Annotated in this window: 14 protein-coding genes; 9 read left to right on the forward strand and 5 right to left on the reverse strand. The window is 69.5% G+C overall.

Going from position 1 to position 14,873, the window contains the following annotated elements:
* Positions 1 to 45: 45 nt before the first annotated feature.
* From KHC24_RS07050 to KHC24_RS07060, 3 genes are read left to right on the forward strand one after another with little or no spacing between them, the layout of a single operon-like run.
* Positions 46 to 762 (forward strand): TetR/AcrR family transcriptional regulator, encoded by a 717-nt coding sequence (locus KHC24_RS07050; RefSeq protein WP_213361571.1) that lies wholly within the window; start codon positions 46 to 48, stop codon positions 760 to 762.
* A complete protein-coding gene (locus tag KHC24_RS07055) occupies positions 759 to 2,018 on the forward strand; it encodes an efflux RND transporter periplasmic adaptor subunit (protein ID WP_213361572.1) in 1,260 nt (419 codons plus the stop codon). The genes KHC24_RS07050 and KHC24_RS07055 overlap by 4 nt, the downstream gene beginning before the upstream one ends.
* Positions 2,018 to 5,197 carry an efflux RND transporter permease subunit gene (locus KHC24_RS07060; RefSeq protein WP_213361575.1) on the forward strand — a complete coding sequence of 1,060 codons (3,180 nt, stop codon included), beginning with the start codon at positions 2,018 to 2,020 and terminating at the stop codon, positions 5,195 to 5,197. Before KHC24_RS07055 ends, KHC24_RS07060 begins: the two co-directional genes overlap by 1 nt.
* 78 nt (positions 5,198 to 5,275) lie before the next feature.
* Here KHC24_RS07060 and KHC24_RS07065 read toward each other — a convergent pair whose 3' ends face one another.
* From KHC24_RS07065 to KHC24_RS07075, 3 genes are all read right to left on the reverse strand, one after another.
* Entirely contained in the window at positions 5,276 to 5,947 is a 672-nt protein-coding gene (locus KHC24_RS07065) for an LON peptidase substrate-binding domain-containing protein (RefSeq protein ID WP_213361576.1), read from the reverse strand.
* Between the two features lie 82 nt (positions 5,948 to 6,029).
* A complete protein-coding gene (gene trxA / locus KHC24_RS07070; RefSeq protein ID WP_213361579.1) occupies positions 6,030 to 6,956 on the reverse strand; it encodes a thioredoxin in 927 nt (308 codons plus the stop codon).
* A gap of 71 nt (positions 6,957 to 7,027) precedes the next feature.
* Positions 7,028 to 7,567: a prolyl-tRNA synthetase associated domain-containing protein gene (locus KHC24_RS07075; protein WP_213361580.1), complete on the reverse strand. Its 540-nt coding sequence runs from the start codon at positions 7,565 to 7,567 to the stop codon at positions 7,028 to 7,030.
* A 111-nt stretch (positions 7,568 to 7,678) separates the two neighbouring features.
* On the opposite strand from KHC24_RS07075, the gene KHC24_RS07080 reads away from it, so the two are divergent.
* Together KHC24_RS07080 and KHC24_RS07085 are read left to right on the forward strand one after the other, a co-directional pair.
* Entirely contained in the window at positions 7,679 to 8,230 is a 552-nt protein-coding gene (locus KHC24_RS07080; RefSeq protein ID WP_213361581.1) for a DUF1801 domain-containing protein, read from the forward strand.
* 98 nt (positions 8,231 to 8,328) lie between these two features.
* Positions 8,329 to 9,129 carry a gamma-glutamyl-gamma-aminobutyrate hydrolase family protein gene (locus tag KHC24_RS07085; protein WP_213361582.1) on the forward strand — a complete coding sequence of 267 codons (801 nt, stop codon included), beginning with the start codon at positions 8,329 to 8,331 and terminating at the stop codon, positions 9,127 to 9,129.
* 10 nt (positions 9,130 to 9,139) lie between these two features.
* Here KHC24_RS07085 and KHC24_RS07090 read toward each other — a convergent pair whose 3' ends face one another.
* The gene (locus KHC24_RS07090) at positions 9,140 to 9,814 is read right to left on the reverse strand and encodes a GntR family transcriptional regulator (RefSeq protein WP_213361586.1); all 675 of its coding nucleotides are present in this window, start codon (positions 9,812 to 9,814) and stop codon (positions 9,140 to 9,142) included.
* A gap of 190 nt (positions 9,815 to 10,004) precedes the next feature.
* On the opposite strand from KHC24_RS07090, the gene KHC24_RS07095 reads away from it, so the two are divergent.
* Positions 10,005 to 10,226: a Trm112 family protein gene (locus KHC24_RS07095; protein ID WP_213361588.1), complete on the forward strand. Its 222-nt coding sequence runs from the start codon at positions 10,005 to 10,007 to the stop codon at positions 10,224 to 10,226.
* 64 nt (positions 10,227 to 10,290) lie between these two features.
* On the opposite strand, the gene KHC24_RS07100 is transcribed toward KHC24_RS07095, so the two are convergent.
* Positions 10,291 to 11,556 (reverse strand): ubiquinone biosynthesis hydroxylase, encoded by a 1,266-nt coding sequence (locus tag KHC24_RS07100; protein WP_213361590.1) that lies wholly within the window; start codon positions 11,554 to 11,556, stop codon positions 10,291 to 10,293.
* Between the two features lie 83 nt (positions 11,557 to 11,639).
* On the opposite strand from KHC24_RS07100, the gene KHC24_RS07105 reads away from it, so the two are divergent.
* From KHC24_RS07105 to KHC24_RS07115, 3 genes are all read left to right on the forward strand, one after another.
* Complete coding sequence (locus tag KHC24_RS07105) at positions 11,640 to 12,533, forward strand: acyl-CoA thioesterase (protein WP_213361592.1); 894 nt, start codon at positions 11,640 to 11,642, stop codon at positions 12,531 to 12,533.
* A gap of 305 nt (positions 12,534 to 12,838) precedes the next feature.
* A complete protein-coding gene (locus KHC24_RS07110; RefSeq protein ID WP_213361593.1) occupies positions 12,839 to 13,177 on the forward strand; it encodes a P-II family nitrogen regulator in 339 nt (112 codons plus the stop codon).
* Positions 13,178 to 13,228: 51 nt separating this feature from the next.
* Complete coding sequence (locus tag KHC24_RS07115) at positions 13,229 to 14,593, forward strand: ammonium transporter (RefSeq protein ID WP_213361595.1); 1,365 nt, start codon at positions 13,229 to 13,231, stop codon at positions 14,591 to 14,593.
* Positions 14,594 to 14,873: the final 280 nt, after the last annotated feature.

The following is a 14,873-nucleotide window of genomic DNA, read 5'->3' on the forward strand; positions in this document are numbered from 1 at the left end:
CATTTTGAAGGACCCTGCGCGGGTCCTTCCCAGCTGGATCACCGCATGGCCGCCGCGTCCCCCACCGCAACCAGCGCCGAGAGGCTTGCCGAGGCTGTCGTGCCCGCGGCACGCAAGCCGACGCAGCACGAGCCGACGCCGCAGAAGCCGGCGGCACGGCCGCGCAAGGCCGATCCGCGCCGGCGGGTGCTCGACGCCGCCGCCGCCTGCTTCACCCGCGCCGGCTTCCACGCCACCTCGATGCAGGAAATCTGCGCCGAGGCCGGCATGAGCCCCGGCGGGCTGTATCGCTATTTCCCGTCCAAGGACGCCATCATCCTCGCCATCGTCGAGGAAGAGCGCAGCGCCCGCATGAAGATGCTCGAGCTGCTGCACGGCGCGCCCAGCTTCGCCGCCGGCCTCACCGCCATGGGTCAGGCGCTTTTCTCCGGCGAGATGCCGATGGTGTGCGCCGATCTCGGACCGGAAATTGCCGCCGAAGCCGCGCGCAATCCCAAGCTCAAGGTCAAGTTCGACGAGGTCGACGAGGAGATGGGCAACGCCATCCGCGACGCCCTCCTCGCCGGGCAGAAGCGCGGCGAGATCGACCCGGCCATCGACCCCGACATCGCCATGACGCTGATCGACGCCATCGGCGACGGGCTGCTGCTGCGCCGGCGCCTGCAGCCGGACCTGCCGCTCGCCGCCATGATGCCCGGCTTCGGCGATCTCATCGCCCGCATGCTCGCCCCCGTCAAACCCAGCACGGTCGACCCGACATGAAGCTCGCTCCTTCCAGCCTGCGCGGAAGAGTAACCCTCGCCCTCGTCATGACCGTTCTCGTGGTGGGGGTCGGCGGCTATGCGCTGCGCGACCGCATTCCCTTCGGCCTCAGGCTCGGCGTGGCCGACACGGCGCAGGCGACAACCGCCCCCGAGCCGCAGGCGGCGCGCGGTGTCACCGTCAGCGTGGTGCCGGCCGCCCCGCGCGAGGTGATCGAGCGCCTGCCGGTCACCGGCACGCTGGCCGCCCGCGAGGAGATCATGGTCGGGCCGGAGATCGACGGCTTTCGCATCACCGAAATCCTGGTCGAGGAGGGCGACCGCGTCGAGAAGGGCGCGGTGCTCGCCCGGCTGTCACGCGACATGATCGAGACGCTGCTCGCCCAGAACACCGCCAACGCCGCCAAGGCGCAGGCCGCCATCGCCCAGCAGAAGGCGGCGCTGGAGCAGGCCAAGGCCCAGCTCATCGAGGCGGAAGCATCGGTCGAGCGCGCGCGCACGCTGATCAAGACCGGCGCCACCTCGCAGGAAGTGCTCGACCAGCGCGAGCGCGCCGTCAGCGTCGCCAGCGCACAGGTGACCGCCGCTGAGGAAATGGTGACGGCGGCGCAGGCGGATGCCGCCCAGATCAAGGCCAATCGCGACGAAATCGAGGTGCGGCTGGCCCGGACCGAGATCCGCGCGCCGGAAGCCGGCATCGTGTCGTCCCGCGCCGCGCGTCTGGGCGCCATCGTGCTCTCGGCTAATGCGGAGCCGCTGTTCCGCATCGTCAAGGACGGCGCCATCGACCTCGACGCCGAAGTGCCGGAATCGGCGCTGCCGCGCATCAGGCCCGGCCTGCCGGTCGAGGTGACGCCGGCGGGATTCAGCCAGCCCTTCGGCGCCAAGGTGCGCCTGGTCGGCGCCAAGGTGGATGCCAGCACCCGCCTCGCCCGCGTCGCCGTCGCCCTGCCGGACGATCCGCGGCTGCGCCCCGGCGCCTATGCCCGCGGCGACATCGAGCTCGCCCGCCATACCGGCCTCGCTTTGCCGCTCTCGGCGGTGCAGTTCGACAAGGAAGGCGCCTTCGTGCTGGTGGTCGAGAGCGACACCGTGCAGCGGCGCCCAGTGAAGACCGGGCTGATGGGCGAGGGCTTCGTCGAGATCACCGAGGGCATGAAGGACGGCGAGAGCGTGGTCGCCCGCGCCGGCGGCTTCCTGCGCGACGGCGACCGGGTGAGCCCGGTGCCGCTCGCCGACGCGAAAGGCGGCGTGTGATGGCGCTCAATATCTCCGCCTGGTCGATCCGCTCGCCGATCCCCTCGATCGTGCTGTTCGTGGTGCTGACCGCGCTCGGCCTCTACACCTTCGACCGGCTGCCGGTGACGCGCATGCCGAACATCGACGTGCCGATCGTCACTGTCACCGTCACCCAGCCCGGAGCCGCCCCGAGCGAGCTGGAAACCCAGGTGACCAAGCGGATCGAGACCGCCATCGCCGGCACCCAGGGGGTGAAGCACATCACCTCCTCCATCACCGAGGGCGCCTCGGTGACCACGGTGGAATTCCAGCTGGAGACTCAGGTCGACCGCGCGGTGAACGACGTGCGCGACGCGGTGACCGGCATCCGCTCCGAACTGCCGCAGGATATCGAGGAGCCGCTGATCCGGCGCGTCGATGTCGAGGGCATGGCCATCGTCACCTATGCCGCCTCGGCGCCGCAGATGACGCCGGACGAGCTGTCCTGGTTCGTCGACGACACGGTGATCCGCGCGCTGCAGGGCGTGCGCGGCGTCGCGCAGGTGAAGCGCGAGGGCGGTGTCGACCGCGAGATCCGCATCTCGCTCAACCCGGACAAGCTCGCGGCACTGGGCGTGACCGCCGCCGACGTCAACCGCCAGCTGGTCGCCACCAATGTCGACCTCGCCGGCGGCCGCGGCGAAATCGGCACCCAGGAGCAATCGGTGCGCACGCTGGGCGGCGCATTGACCGTCGCCGACCTCGCCGAGACCCGCATCTCGCTGCCCGCGACCGCCACCAGTTCCTCGCGGCAGGTGCGGCTCGCCGACCTCGCCACCGTCACCGACGGCGCCGCCGAGCCGCGCATCTTCGCCCAGCTCGACGGCAAGCCGGTGGTCGCCTTCGGCATCTACCGCGCCAAGGGCTTCTCGGATGTCGACGTCGCCAACCGGGTGGAGGAGGCGCTGCGCCAGCTCGAGGCGGCGCATCCCGAGGCGACGATCACGCTGATCGATTCGATGGTGCGCTACACCGAGGCCGACTACACCTCGGCGATGCACACGCTGATCGAGGGCGCGGTGCTCGCCATCATCGTGGTGCTGCTGTTCCTGCGCGACTGGCGGGCGACCATCATCTCCGCCACCGCCATCCCGCTCTCCATCCTGCCCACCTTCTGGGTGATGGACATGCTCGGCTTCTCGCTCAACGGCGTGAGCCTGCTGGCGGTGACGCTGGTGACCGGCATCCTGGTCGACGACGCCATCGTCGAGATCGAGAACATCGTGCGCCACATGCGCATGGGCAAATCCGCCTATCGCGCCGCCATCGACGCCGCCGACGAGATCGGCCTCGCCGTGGTGGCGACGACGCTGACCATCGTCGCGGTGTTCGCCCCGGTGAGCTTCATGGGCGGCATTGCCGGGCAGTATTTCCGCCAGTTCGGCATCACCGTCGCCGTGGCGGTGCTGTTCTCGTTGCTGGTGGCGCGCCTGCTCACCCCGATGCTGGCGGCGTATTTCCTGCGCGATCATGGCCACCGCGAGAAGCCCGACAGTGCGCTGATGCGCTTCTATATCCGGCTGCTGCGCGCCAGCGTGCGCCACCGCTTCGTCACCGTGGCCGCCGGCATCCTCTTGTTCATCGGCTCGATGTGGCTCTCCACGCTGCTGCCCTCCGGCTTCATCCCCAATGCCGACGTCTCGCGCTCGGTGCTGGCGCTGGAACTGCCGCCGGGTTCCACGCTGGATTCCACCCGCCGGGTGGTCAACGAGGTCACCGTGCTGCTGGAGAACCAGCCGGAGGTGGCGAGCGTGTTCGCCACCGGCGGCGGCGGCGTGGCGGCCGGCCCGGTGAGCGCTGCCGGCGAGGTGCGCAAGGCGACGATGATCGTCAACCTGAAGCCGCGCGCCGAGCGCACCGACACCCAGAAGCAGTTCGAGGCGCGGATGCAGCACGAGATCGCCCGCATCCCCGATTTGCGCTTCAATTTCGGCGCCTCGGGCGGCGCCGGCCCCGGCGGGCGCGAATTCACCATCATCCTCTCCGGCTCGGACGGCGCGGCGGTGGAGAAGGCGGCGCTGGAACTGGAACGCGAGATCCGCGCCGACGTGAAGGGGCTGACCAATGTGGTGACGTCGGCGGCGCTGGAGCGGCCGGAGCTGCGGGTGACGCCGCGCCTCGCCGAATCGGCGCAGCTCGGCGTCTCCGTCGCCGACATCGCGCAGACGGTGCGCATCGCCACCATTGGCGACATCTCGCAGAACCTTGCCAAATTCTCCGCCGGCGACCGACAAGTGCCGATCCGCGTGCAGCTCGACCAGAATGCCCGCGCTGATCTGTCCACCTTCCGCACGCTGAAGGTGCGCACGGCGGCCGGGGCGGCGGTGCCGCTCGACGCGGTAGCCGACATCTCCTTCGCCACCGGGCCGACCAGTCTCGACCGCTACGACCGGGCGAGGCGCATCGCCATCGAGGCCGACCTCACCACCGGCACCCAGCTCGGCGAGGCGCTGGCCGAGGTCTACGCGCTGCCGGGGGCGAAGAACCTTCCCGCCGGCGTGACGCTGAAGGAGGCCGGCGACGCCGAGATCATGGCCGAAGTGTTCGGCGGCTTCGCCACCGCCATGGGTGCAGGCGTGATGATGGTGCTGGCGGTGCTGGTGCTGCTGTTCGCCAACCTGCTGCAGCCGATCACCATCCTGGTGGCGCTGCCGCTGTCGGTGGGCGGTGCCTTCGTGGCGCTGCTGATCACCAACAACGCCATGACGCTGCCGGTGGTGATCGGCTTCCTCATGCTGATGGGCATCGTCACCAAGAACGCCATCCTGCTGGTCGATTTCGCCATCGAATCGGTGAAGGCCGGGCAGGATCGCACCGCCTCGCTGATCGAGGCCGGCCGCAAGCGGGCGCAGCCGATCGTGATGACCACCATCGCCATGGCGGCGGGCATGGTGCCCTCGGCCATGGGGCTCGGCGAGGGCTCGGATTTCCGCGCGCCGATGGCGATCGCGGTGATCGGCGGCCTGCTGGCCTCGACGCTGCTGTCGCTGGTGTTCGTGCCGGCCGTGTTCACGCTGATGGACGATCTCGGGCGCCTGCTCGCCCGCATCTTCGGCCGCTTCGTCGGCGCACGCGACGAGCCGGACGAGCCTGGCTCGACCGCGGCACCCGCCGCGACGCTGCACACCATGCCGCGCCCGCCAATGGCGGCCGAGTGAGCGAAGCCGCAAGCGCCAGACGCATGAAAAACGGCCAGATCGATGATCCGGCCGTTTCCTTGCGGATATGGGACCCGACTACTGTAGCGGCGTCTCGCTTTCGCCGCTCGGGCCGCGGGCAAGCGCCATCTCGGTCACCGCGATCAGCATCTCCGCGCGGGCGGCAAGGTCCGACGCCTCCAGCAGCGCCTGCTTCTCGCGCGCGCCGAAAGGCGACATCATCGCGAGCGCATTGACCAGCGCCTCGTTGGGCGCGTCCTTGATGCTCTCCCAATCCGCTTCCAGCCGATTGGCGTCGAGATAGGCGGCGAGCGTCTTCAACAGCCGCCCGCGATCCACCGCATCGGCGCCGAGATTGGGGGTGAAATCGTCCTCGAAACCGGAAAAGCCGATCCGCGCCTGCCGGTAAAGCGTGGCGGCGGCGACTTCCTCGACCAGGCGGAAACGGGCGACGCCGGTCAGGGTGATGATGTAGCGCCCGTCGCCGCTCTCGGCGAATTCGGTGATGCGCCCGAGGCAACCGACGCCCTGCAGCGCCGGGCTGGCGGTGGTGACCAGCGCCGGAACCGGCTGGACGATGCCGATGATCCGCTCGCCCTTGAGCGCGTCGTCGATCATGGCGAGATAGCGCGGCTCGAACACATTGAGCGGCAGCTGGCAGCGCGGCAGCAGCAGCGCGCCCTCCAACGGGAACAGCGGCACCGCGGAGGGAAGCTCCGCCGGCCCGCCATAGGGGCGATTGATCGCCATCAACCCTCCGAAGCGCCGGCCCGGTGGGCCGGCCGTCATTCACGCGAAAAGACGAGGACTGGACCCGGCTCCGGGCCAGCCGTCAGGCGAACAGGATGGACGAGAGGCGGCGGCGGCCGAGCACCGTCATCTCGTCGGTCGGGCCCCAGGCCTCGAAGAACTGCACCAGCTGCTTGCGGGCGCCGTCCTCGGCCCACGTGCGGTCCTTGCGCACGATGGTCAGCAGCTGGTCGATCGCCTCTTCCCGCTTGCCGCGGGCATTGAGCGCCAAAGCGAGGTCGAAACGCGCCTGATGGTCGGCGGCATTGGCCTCGACCTTCGCCTCCAGCTCCTTCACGTCGCCGAGGGCGACCGCGGCCTCCTCCAGCTCGATGGCGGCACGGACGGCGGCGACCGCCGCGTCATTGACGCCGGCGGCCGGCACCAGATCCAGCGTCGCCTTGGCCTGGGCGAGATCGCCGGTGGCGAGATGGGCGCGGGCGATGCCGGCGAACGCCTTCACATTCTCCGGCTCCTCGGCGAGCACGTGGGCGTAGAGCTCGGTGGCGCCGGCGGCATCGCCCTCGGCCAGGGCGGCATCGGCGCTGGCGAGGATCTCGGCGAGGTCCGGCCCGCCGCCACCGCCGGCGGCGACCAGGCGATCGACCAGCGCCTGCACCTGCGATTCCGGCTGGGCGCCCATGAAGCCGTCCACCGGCTGGCCGTTGACGAAGGCGTAGACGGTCGGCAGCGACTGGATGCCGAGCTGCTGGGCGACGGAGGGGTGCTCGTCGGTGTTCATCTTGGCGAGGCGCACCTTGCCCTTGGCACCGCGCACCACCTTCTCGATCACCGGGGTGAGCTGCTTGCAGGGGCCGCACCACGGCGCCCAGAAATCGACCAGCACCGGGCGGCGCTTCGATTCCTCCACCACGTCCTGCATGAAGCTGCGGGTGGTGGTGTCGATGATGACGTCGTCACCGGCCGCAGCGCCCTGCGGGGCCGGTTCGGCGGACTGGTTGAGCAGCATGTGGCGTCCTCGGAACGGATCGGTATTCGGTCGGTGACTAAAATGGTCCGTCAGGCGGCGATTGCAACCGCTCAGGCGACGCCGGATGCCGTATCGGCATCGGCTTCCTGCCGGCGCGGTACTGCAAGGATGCGCGGCTCATGGCCGGTCGCGCGCAGGAAGCGGACGAGATCGTCGCGGGCAATGCTGGTGGTGGCGGTATTGACCAGCGGGTGGCAATTGATGGTCTGGTGATCCATCAGCCCGGCATCGATGATCACCCCGACCCGGCCGCCGGTGTCGTTGACCGGGCCGAAGGCGGTGACCGAGCCGGGCTTCACCCCCAGTACCTCCTCCAAAAGCTCGGCGCTGCCGAAGGACAGGCGGCTGGCGGCACCGAGCGGCCCGTGCAGGCTCTTGAGGTCGACCGGCACGTCCTGCCCGACGACGACGAGGAACAGATTGCCCTTCTTGTCCTTAAGGAACAGATTCTTGGTGTGGCCGCCCGGCAAGGCCTCGATCACCGCCTGCGATTCCGCCACGGTGAACACCGGCGGGTGCTCGACGGTGCGGGTCTCGATGCCAAGCTCGGCAAGGCGGGCGAACAGTTCGGCGGGCGTCAGGGCGGGCATGGTCAAATCCTTCGGCAGCCCGCCGGTTGCAGACCCTGTCGGCGACATGGCCTGGTGCGGGCCTCTGCGCTCCGCGGCAGGATGCGCGCGGCAAGAAGGGAGCAGGCGAGGATGTCGTATCAAAAGCCGACCGCCGGGAGCAAGGGACCGGCCGAAAGACCGGCGAAGGGATCGGCGAAGGGATCGACGAAGACGGGCGCACCGGCCGGGCGACCCGACGGCGAAGCCGCCCCGGCCAGTGCGGGAAAAGCCGGCAAGACCGTCACGCTGCTGTCCGGCGGCAACCCGCAGATCGCCAAGGCCGATGGCGACGCGCCGGTGCAGGACTACATCGCCGCGATGCCGGGCTGGAAACGCGATGTCGGCCGGCGTCTCGATGCGCTCATCGTCGGCTGCGTGCCCGAGGTGGCCAAGGCGGTGAAGTGGAACTCGCCGCTCTACGGCATCGAGGGCCGGGGCTGGTTCCTGTCTTTCCACGTCTTCACCCACTACATCAAAGTCACCTTCTTCCAAGGCACCTCGCTGCAACCGCTGCCGCCTGGCGGCACGGCGCGCAGCGGGGCTGCGCGCTGGATCGACATCCGCGAAGACGAGCCGTTCGACGAGGCGCAGATGGCCGGCTGGATCAGGCAGGCGGCGGCACTGCCCGGCTGGGTTCCTTAGCCGCCCCCGCCGCGCCAGCAGGCGTGATGCAACGGACCCGTTGACAGAAGCGGGGCGGCAATCCCACATCTGGGCGACCAACCGGGAAAGTGATCACAATGCGTCCTGTCATCGGCGTCATCTGCGACGTGAAGGCTTCCGGCGGGCATGTCCTTCACGGCGTCACCGAAAAATACATCTATGCGGTCGCCAATGGCGCGCAGGCGCTGCCGGTGCTGCTGCCGGGCACCGTTTCGGCGGTCGATGCCGCCATGGCGCCGGAACGGCTGGTGCTGGACGAGATCTTCGACCTCGTCGACGGCATCTTCCTGCCGGGGAGCCCCTCCAACGTCGCGCCGCATTTGTATGGCGACGCGCCCTATGAGCCGCCGCTGCCCTCCGATCCCCACCGCGACGACCTGTCGATCCCGCTGATCCGCGGCGCGATCGAGCGCGGCGTGCCGCTGTTCGGCGTCTGCCGCGGCTTTCAGGAGATGAACGTCGCGCTGGGCGGCTCGCTGTTCCAGAAGGTCTACGAGCAGCCCGGCCATTTCGACCATCGCGAGGATTCCAGCCTCGACATTGCCGGCCAGTACGCGCCGGTGCACGACGTGGTGCTGGAGCCCGGCGGGCTGTTGGCAAGCCTCGCCGGCGCGCCGCGCTGGAAGGTGAACTCGCTGCACGGCCAGGGCATCAACCAGCTGGCGCCGGCACTGACGGTGGAGGCGCGCGCCGAGGACGGCCTGGTCGAGGCGTTCCGGGTGACCGATGCGCCGGGCTTCACGCTGGCCATCCAGTGGCACCCGGAATGGCGCTTCTGGGACGACCGGCTGTCGACCGCCGTGTTCACCGCTTTCGGCGCCGCCGCGCGCCTTCGGGCCGAGCGGCGGGGCGGACGGGCGCTGAAGGCGGCGGAGTAACCTTCCCCGCTCAGCCGAGCTGGGCGCGCAGATGGCCGATGCCGTCGCGGATATCGGCTTCGATCGCCGCGCGCAGCGCCGCCTCGTCGCCGGCGGCCAGCGCCGCGAGCGCTTCCTGGTGGCGGTCGACGCGGTAATGCTCCTCCAAATCGGCCAGAGCGAGGCGCATGAAGGGCCCGATCTGCAGCCACACCGATTCGATCAGCGGCATCAGCACCGAATCGGCGCGGGTGCCGTAGAGCGCCGCGTGGAAGGCAAGATTGGTCTCGATCATCGCCTCGATGTCGCCCTGCTTCCACGCCGCATCCGACCGGCCGTCGAGCACGGCAAGGCGTTGGCGGAACCCCGCATCGGCATAGGGCAAGGCGCGGGCGGCGGCTTCGCTCTCCAGCAGCGTGCGGGCGGCGAACAGTTCGTCGAAGCGTTGCGCCGTCATCTCCGGCACCCGCACCCGACGATTGTCGAGCAGCACCAGCGCCCGCTCGGCGACCAGCCGCCGCAGCGCCTCGCGCACCGGCATGGCGGAGACGCCGAGCGCCTCGGCGAGGCCGCGTATGGTCACCGCCTGGCCGGGCGGGAAGCGACCGCTCATCACCGATCGCCGCAATCGGCGGAAAACCCATTGCTGCACGGTCTCGCCAGGCAGGCGCGGTTCATCGGCAAGGGCGAAAGAGGCGGTGTTCATAGGCGGTTGGCAGATCCGGAACACGCGGTGGCGGGATGGGCTAGAGGCGGCGCGCCGCGTCGCGTGCACGGGGCGGCCACATTCTTCTGACATGCTGACGCGCGATTGTCAGGATCGCCCCCTACAACGCCGCTCCGCGTCGGCTATAAGCGGGCGTCCCGCGCTATCGCACACGTCACGGAATCGACACATGACCGAGACCGCCACCCACCGCACCGGCTATGAGCTCGACCCCAAGCTGCTGGAAATCCTGGTCTGCCCGGTCACCAAGGGGCCGCTGGACTATGACCGGCAGGCGCATGAGCTGATCTCCCGCGCGGCGCGCCTCGCCTACCCGATCCGCGACGGCATCCCGATCATGCTCGCCGACGAGGCGCGGACGCTCAGCGAGGAAGAAGCCGCCAAGGGTTGAGCCGGGGGCCTACCGGGGCCGAGCCCCGACGCCCTTCGAAGCCGAGCTCCCGGCACTGCTTGCCTCAGAGCGCCTCGCCCCTGAGCAGGCGCGGCGGCTGGCCGCCGAGACCGGCGGCGCCGCGAATGAGATGGCCCTTCAGCCCCGGCAGGCGATCGACAAAGCCCATGCCGATGTCGCGGGCCAGCCGCAGCACATCCGAGCGCTGGCCGAACAGCCGGTTCAGCCCGTCGGTCGCCACCCCCATGGAGACGGTGTCGAAGCGCCGCCAGCGCTGGTAGCGCTCCAGCACGTCCGGCCCGCCAATGTCGAGCCCGAGCCGGGCGGCATCGGTGACCGCCTCCGCCAGCGCCGCGACGTCGCGCAGGCCCATATTGATGCCCTGGCCGGCGATCGGATGGATGGTATGGGCGGCGTCGCCGACCAGAGCCAGCCGGTCGGCGATGAAGCGCCGAGCCATCTGGAAGCCGAGCGGGAAGGCCTTCGGCTCGTCGAGAATCTCCAGCGCGCCGAGTTCGAGGCCAAATCGCTGCTCCAGCTCGTCGAGCAGCAGCACCCGCGGCAGCGCCAGCAGCCGCTGCGCCGTGGCGCTGGCCTCGGTCCACACGATCGAGGAGCGGTTGCCGGCGAGCGGCAGCCGGGCGAAGGGGCCGGCGGGCAGGAAATGCTCCACCGCCTTGCCCTCATGCGGCCGTTCATGCCCGACCGTCATCACGATGGCGGACTGGTGGTAGGACCAGCCGACGGTCGCGATGCCGGCAAGGCTGCGCAGCCGCGAGCGGCCGCCATCGCAGGCGGCGAGCAGCGCCGCAGTGACATGGGCGCCGTCGCCCAGCGTCACCGAGACGCCGGACAGGCCGGCGGAATAAGCCTCGACCCCCGCCGGCAGCAGCACGATGCCCGCCGCGCGGGCGGCCTCGGTCAGCGCGTCCTGCAACAGCGCGTTCGGCACCATATGGGCGAAGGGCTCGCCCGGCTCCACCTCGCCGTCGAAGGAGAGGAACACCGGGCGGGCGGCGTCGCCGAGCCGGCTGTCGGTGATCTCCATGGCGAGCATGGGCTGCGCCTCGCCGGCCACCCGCGCCCACACGCCGACGGTCTCCAACAGCCGGCGGGCGCCGGCGGCGAAGGCGGAGGCACGCATGTCGGTGCTGCGTCGCGCGGGCGCGGCAAAGGCCGGGTCGGCCACCGCCAGCCGCGCCGTGTCGCCGAGCCCGTGGCGCAGGGCGAGGGCCAGCGACAGGCCGGCAAGCCCGCCACCGGCGACGACGACATCGAAGCTGGCGCCGCTGGAACCGCTGATCCGGGCGCGTTCGGCTTGCTGCGGCATGACGACCCTTCCCTCGTGGCACTGTACCGGAGCCCTCTTATGCCTTAGCTACTGAGCAAAGAACACCGTGCGGGAATGCGGACATGTCGCCCATCGCCGAACTCGTCCAGCTGCTCGATCTCGACGTGCTGGAGGTCAACCTGTTCCGCGGCCACAACCCGCCGGAATCCTGGCCGTTCCGTACCCGGGTGTTCGGCGGGCAGGTGCTGGCACAGGCGCTGGTGGCGGCGCAGCGCACGGTGGAGACGGCAACCGCCCACTCCATGCACGCCTATTTCATCCTCGCCGGCGACCCGCAGATTCCCATCGTCTACCAGGTCGAGCGGGTCCGCGACGGCCGCAGCTTCGCCACCCGGCGGGTGGTGGCGGTACAGCATGGACGGCCGATCTTCATCATGTCGGTGTCTTTCCACATCGCCGAGGAAGGCCTCGACCACCAGATGGCGATGCCCGAGGGCGTGCCGCCGCCGGAAGAAGTTCCCTCGGCGCGCGACCTGCCGCCGGAACTGCTGGATTCGCTGGCGCCCTCGGTGCGCAACTACTGGACGCGGCCACGGCCGGTGGAATTGCGGCCGGTGAACCTGATGCAGCGGCTCGCCGCCGGCAATACCGCGCCGCCGACCGAGCCGCAGCAGAAGGTGTGGTTCCGCGCCGACGGCATGCTACCGGATGACCCGGCCTTGCATCGGGCGGTGCTCGCCTACGCCTCCGACATGACGCTGCTGGAGACGACCACGGTGGTGCACGGCACCAGCGTGCTCGGCGACCGCATCCAGGCCGCCAGCCTCGACCATGCGCTGTGGCTGCATCGTCCGCTCAAGGCCGACGACTGGTTGCTCTACGTGCAGGACAGCCCCAACGCCCATGGCGCGCGCGGCCTGGCGCGCGGGCTGATCTATGACCGGGCCGGACGACTGGTCGCCTCGGTGGCGCAGGAAGGGCTGATCCGCCCGGTAGCGCCGCCGCCCGCGGCATAGAGCACATTATTTAGGCATGTTCTGCTTAAGATTCGTACCGGCCCGAAGCGCCCGAACCCGACAGATCAAGAATTAAGCAGCATCACAACCCTGCCATAATGTCGTTTGGCGCCCGAGCATCGGCGCCACACGCTGTCCGGGTGGGTTGATTGCCCCGCAACGCATTGCCGTTGCACGGTTGGCACGCGACTTGATTCCTAGGCGTCGGCTTGTCCTTGGGGTTGGGAAACCCGCCTGGCCGAGTCCGACATTAAAACGCCCGGGATCCGCGTGTTGCGATCCGGGGCCAAGCGGGGACAGGAACCATGAAGATCGTCATGGCTATCATCAAGCCTTTCAAGCTTGAGGAGGTCCGGGATGCGCTCACCGGTATCGGAGTGCACGGACTGACCGTTACGGAAGTCAAGGGATACGGCCGGCAGAAGGGCCATACCGAGATTTACCGCGGCGCCGAATACGCGGTGAGCTTCCTGCCGAAGCTCAAGATCGAGGTGGCAGTGGCCGCCGACCAGGTCGCCAAGGTGATCGACGCCATCTCCACCTCGGCCAAGACCGGTCAGATCGGCGACGGCAAGATCTTCGTCTACGCGATCGACCAGGCCGTGCGCATCCGCACCGGCGAGACCGACGCCGACGCCCTCTAAGCCCGCGCCATTGATCCCGACATCGTACGTTTCCGACGGAGCACTCAACCCATGACGATCAAGAACTGGATGCGCGCGGGACTTCCCGCGCTGGCGACGACGGCGCTGTTCGCCGCCGCCGCCCTGGCGCAGGACGCGCCGGCAACGGGCGCTGAAGCCACCGCCGAGGCCGCCGCCGCAGTCGCCACCGTGGACAAGGGCGACATCACCTGGATGATGGTCTCCACCATCCTCGTGCTGTTCATGACGGTCCCCGGCCTGGCCCTGTTCTATGGCGGCCTGGTGCGCGCCAAGAACATGCTGTCGGTGCTCATGCAGGTTACCGTCATCGCCGCGGTGATGATGCTGCTTTGGGTGTTCTACGGCTACTCACTCGCCTTCACCTCGGGCAATGCCTTCATCGGCGGCTTCGAGAAGGCCTTCCTCGCCGGCGTGACCACCGAGAGCCTCGCCGACACCTTCTCGGCCAATGTGAAGATCCCGGAATACGTCTTCATGGCGTTCCAGATGACCTTCTCGGCCATCACCCCGGCGCTGATCATCGGCGCCTTCGCCGAGCGCATGAAGTTCTCGGCCATCCTGCTGTTCTGCATCCTCTGGGTGACGCTGGTCTACTACCCGATCGCCCACATGGTGTGGTTCTCCGAGGGCTACCTGTTCGGCCTCGGCGCGCTCGACTTCGCCGGCGGCACCGTGGTGCACATCAATGCCGGTATCGCGGGCCTCGTCGGCTGCCTGCTGGTCGGCAAGCGCACCGGTTTCGGCAAGGAACTGATGCCTCCCCACTCGCTGCCCTTCGCCATGGTCGGCGCCAGCGTCCTGTGGGTCGGCTGGTTCGGCTTCAACGCCGGCTCCAACCTCGAGGCCAATGCCGGCACCACGCTGGCGCTGGTGAACACCTTCGTCGCCACCGCCGGCGCCATTGTCGGCTGGTCGCTGATCGAATGGCTGGCCAAGGGCAAGCCCTCCATGCTCGGCGCCATCTCCGGCATGGTCGCCGGCCTCGTCGCCATCACCCCGGCCGCCGGCCTCTCCGGGCCGATCGGCGCCATCGTGCTCGGCTTCATCGCCTCGATCGTCTGCTTCTTCTTCTGCACCACGGTGAAGAACGCGCTCGGCTATGACGACAGCCTCGACGTGTTCGGCGTCCACGGCATCGGCGGCATCGTCGGCGCCATCGGCACCGGCGTCGTCGTCGCTCCCGCGCTCGGCGGCCCCGGCATCGCCGACTACGCGATGGGCCACCAAGTGTGGGTGCAGATCCAGGCGGTCGCCATCACCATCGTGTGGGGCGGCGTGGTCTCTGCGATCCTCTACAAGATCGTCGACGTCATCGTCGGCCTGCGGCCGTCGGTGGAGAAGGAGCGCGAGGGTCTCGACATCGTCGAGCACGGCGAGCGCGCCTATCACAGCTGACCGGCACGCCGGTTCCGGCGCGGGGGTGCCTCGCCCGCGCCGCTTTCCCCAGCCTCGGCTGGCTCGCAACCCCGGCTTCGGCCGGGGTTTCTCGTTTTCGGGCCATGCGACATCGGCACCGAGGCTCCTGCAGTGGGTATCGCCCGTCGGCGACGATGCCGATCCGGCACGCATCACCGGGGCCGTATCCGTCATCCGAGACACCGGCATCACGCCCCGCGCCGCCGCATCACAGGCGGCGAATCGGCCTCGCCGCGGCCGATCGGCGCGATCGGTCGGC

It is taken from the genome of Ancylobacter defluvii (genome assembly GCF_018390605.1).
In the GTDB taxonomy this organism is placed as follows: Bacteria; Pseudomonadota; Alphaproteobacteria; order Rhizobiales; family Xanthobacteraceae; genus Ancylobacter; species Ancylobacter defluvii.

What these genes read in the sequence shown, in the direction of transcription:
- KHC24_RS07050 (WP_213361571.1), top strand. Translation starts at nt 46, where the DNA reads ATGGCCGCCGCGTCCCCCACCGCAACCAGCGCCGAGAGGCTTGCCGAG.
- KHC24_RS07055 (WP_213361572.1), top strand. Translation starts at nt 759, where the DNA reads ATGAAGCTCGCTCCTTCCAGCCTGCGCGGAAGAGTAACCCTCGCCCTC.
- KHC24_RS07060 (WP_213361575.1), top strand. Translation starts at nt 2,018, where the DNA reads ATGGCGCTCAATATCTCCGCCTGGTCGATCCGCTCGCCGATCCCCTCG.
- KHC24_RS07065 (WP_213361576.1), bottom strand. Translation starts at nt 5,947, where the DNA reads ATGGCGATCAATCGCCCCTATGGCGGGCCGGCGGAGCTTCCCTCCGCG.
- trxA (WP_213361579.1), bottom strand. Translation starts at nt 6,956, where the DNA reads ATGCTGCTCAACCAGTCCGCCGAACCGGCCCCGCAGGGCGCTGCGGCC.
- KHC24_RS07075 (WP_213361580.1), bottom strand. Translation starts at nt 7,567, where the DNA reads ATGCCCGCCCTGACGCCCGCCGAACTGTTCGCCCGCCTTGCCGAGCTT.
- KHC24_RS07080 (WP_213361581.1), top strand. Translation starts at nt 7,679, where the DNA reads ATGTCGTATCAAAAGCCGACCGCCGGGAGCAAGGGACCGGCCGAAAGA.
- KHC24_RS07085 (WP_213361582.1), top strand. Translation starts at nt 8,329, where the DNA reads ATGCGTCCTGTCATCGGCGTCATCTGCGACGTGAAGGCTTCCGGCGGG.
- KHC24_RS07090 (WP_213361586.1), bottom strand. Translation starts at nt 9,814, where the DNA reads ATGAACACCGCCTCTTTCGCCCTTGCCGATGAACCGCGCCTGCCTGGC.
- KHC24_RS07095 (WP_213361588.1), top strand. Translation starts at nt 10,005, where the DNA reads ATGACCGAGACCGCCACCCACCGCACCGGCTATGAGCTCGACCCCAAG.
- KHC24_RS07100 (WP_213361590.1), bottom strand. Translation starts at nt 11,556, where the DNA reads ATGCCGCAGCAAGCCGAACGCGCCCGGATCAGCGGTTCCAGCGGCGCC.
- KHC24_RS07105 (WP_213361592.1), top strand. Translation starts at nt 11,640, where the DNA reads ATGTCGCCCATCGCCGAACTCGTCCAGCTGCTCGATCTCGACGTGCTG.
- KHC24_RS07110 (WP_213361593.1), top strand. Translation starts at nt 12,839, where the DNA reads ATGAAGATCGTCATGGCTATCATCAAGCCTTTCAAGCTTGAGGAGGTC.
- KHC24_RS07115 (WP_213361595.1), top strand. Translation starts at nt 13,229, where the DNA reads ATGACGATCAAGAACTGGATGCGCGCGGGACTTCCCGCGCTGGCGACG.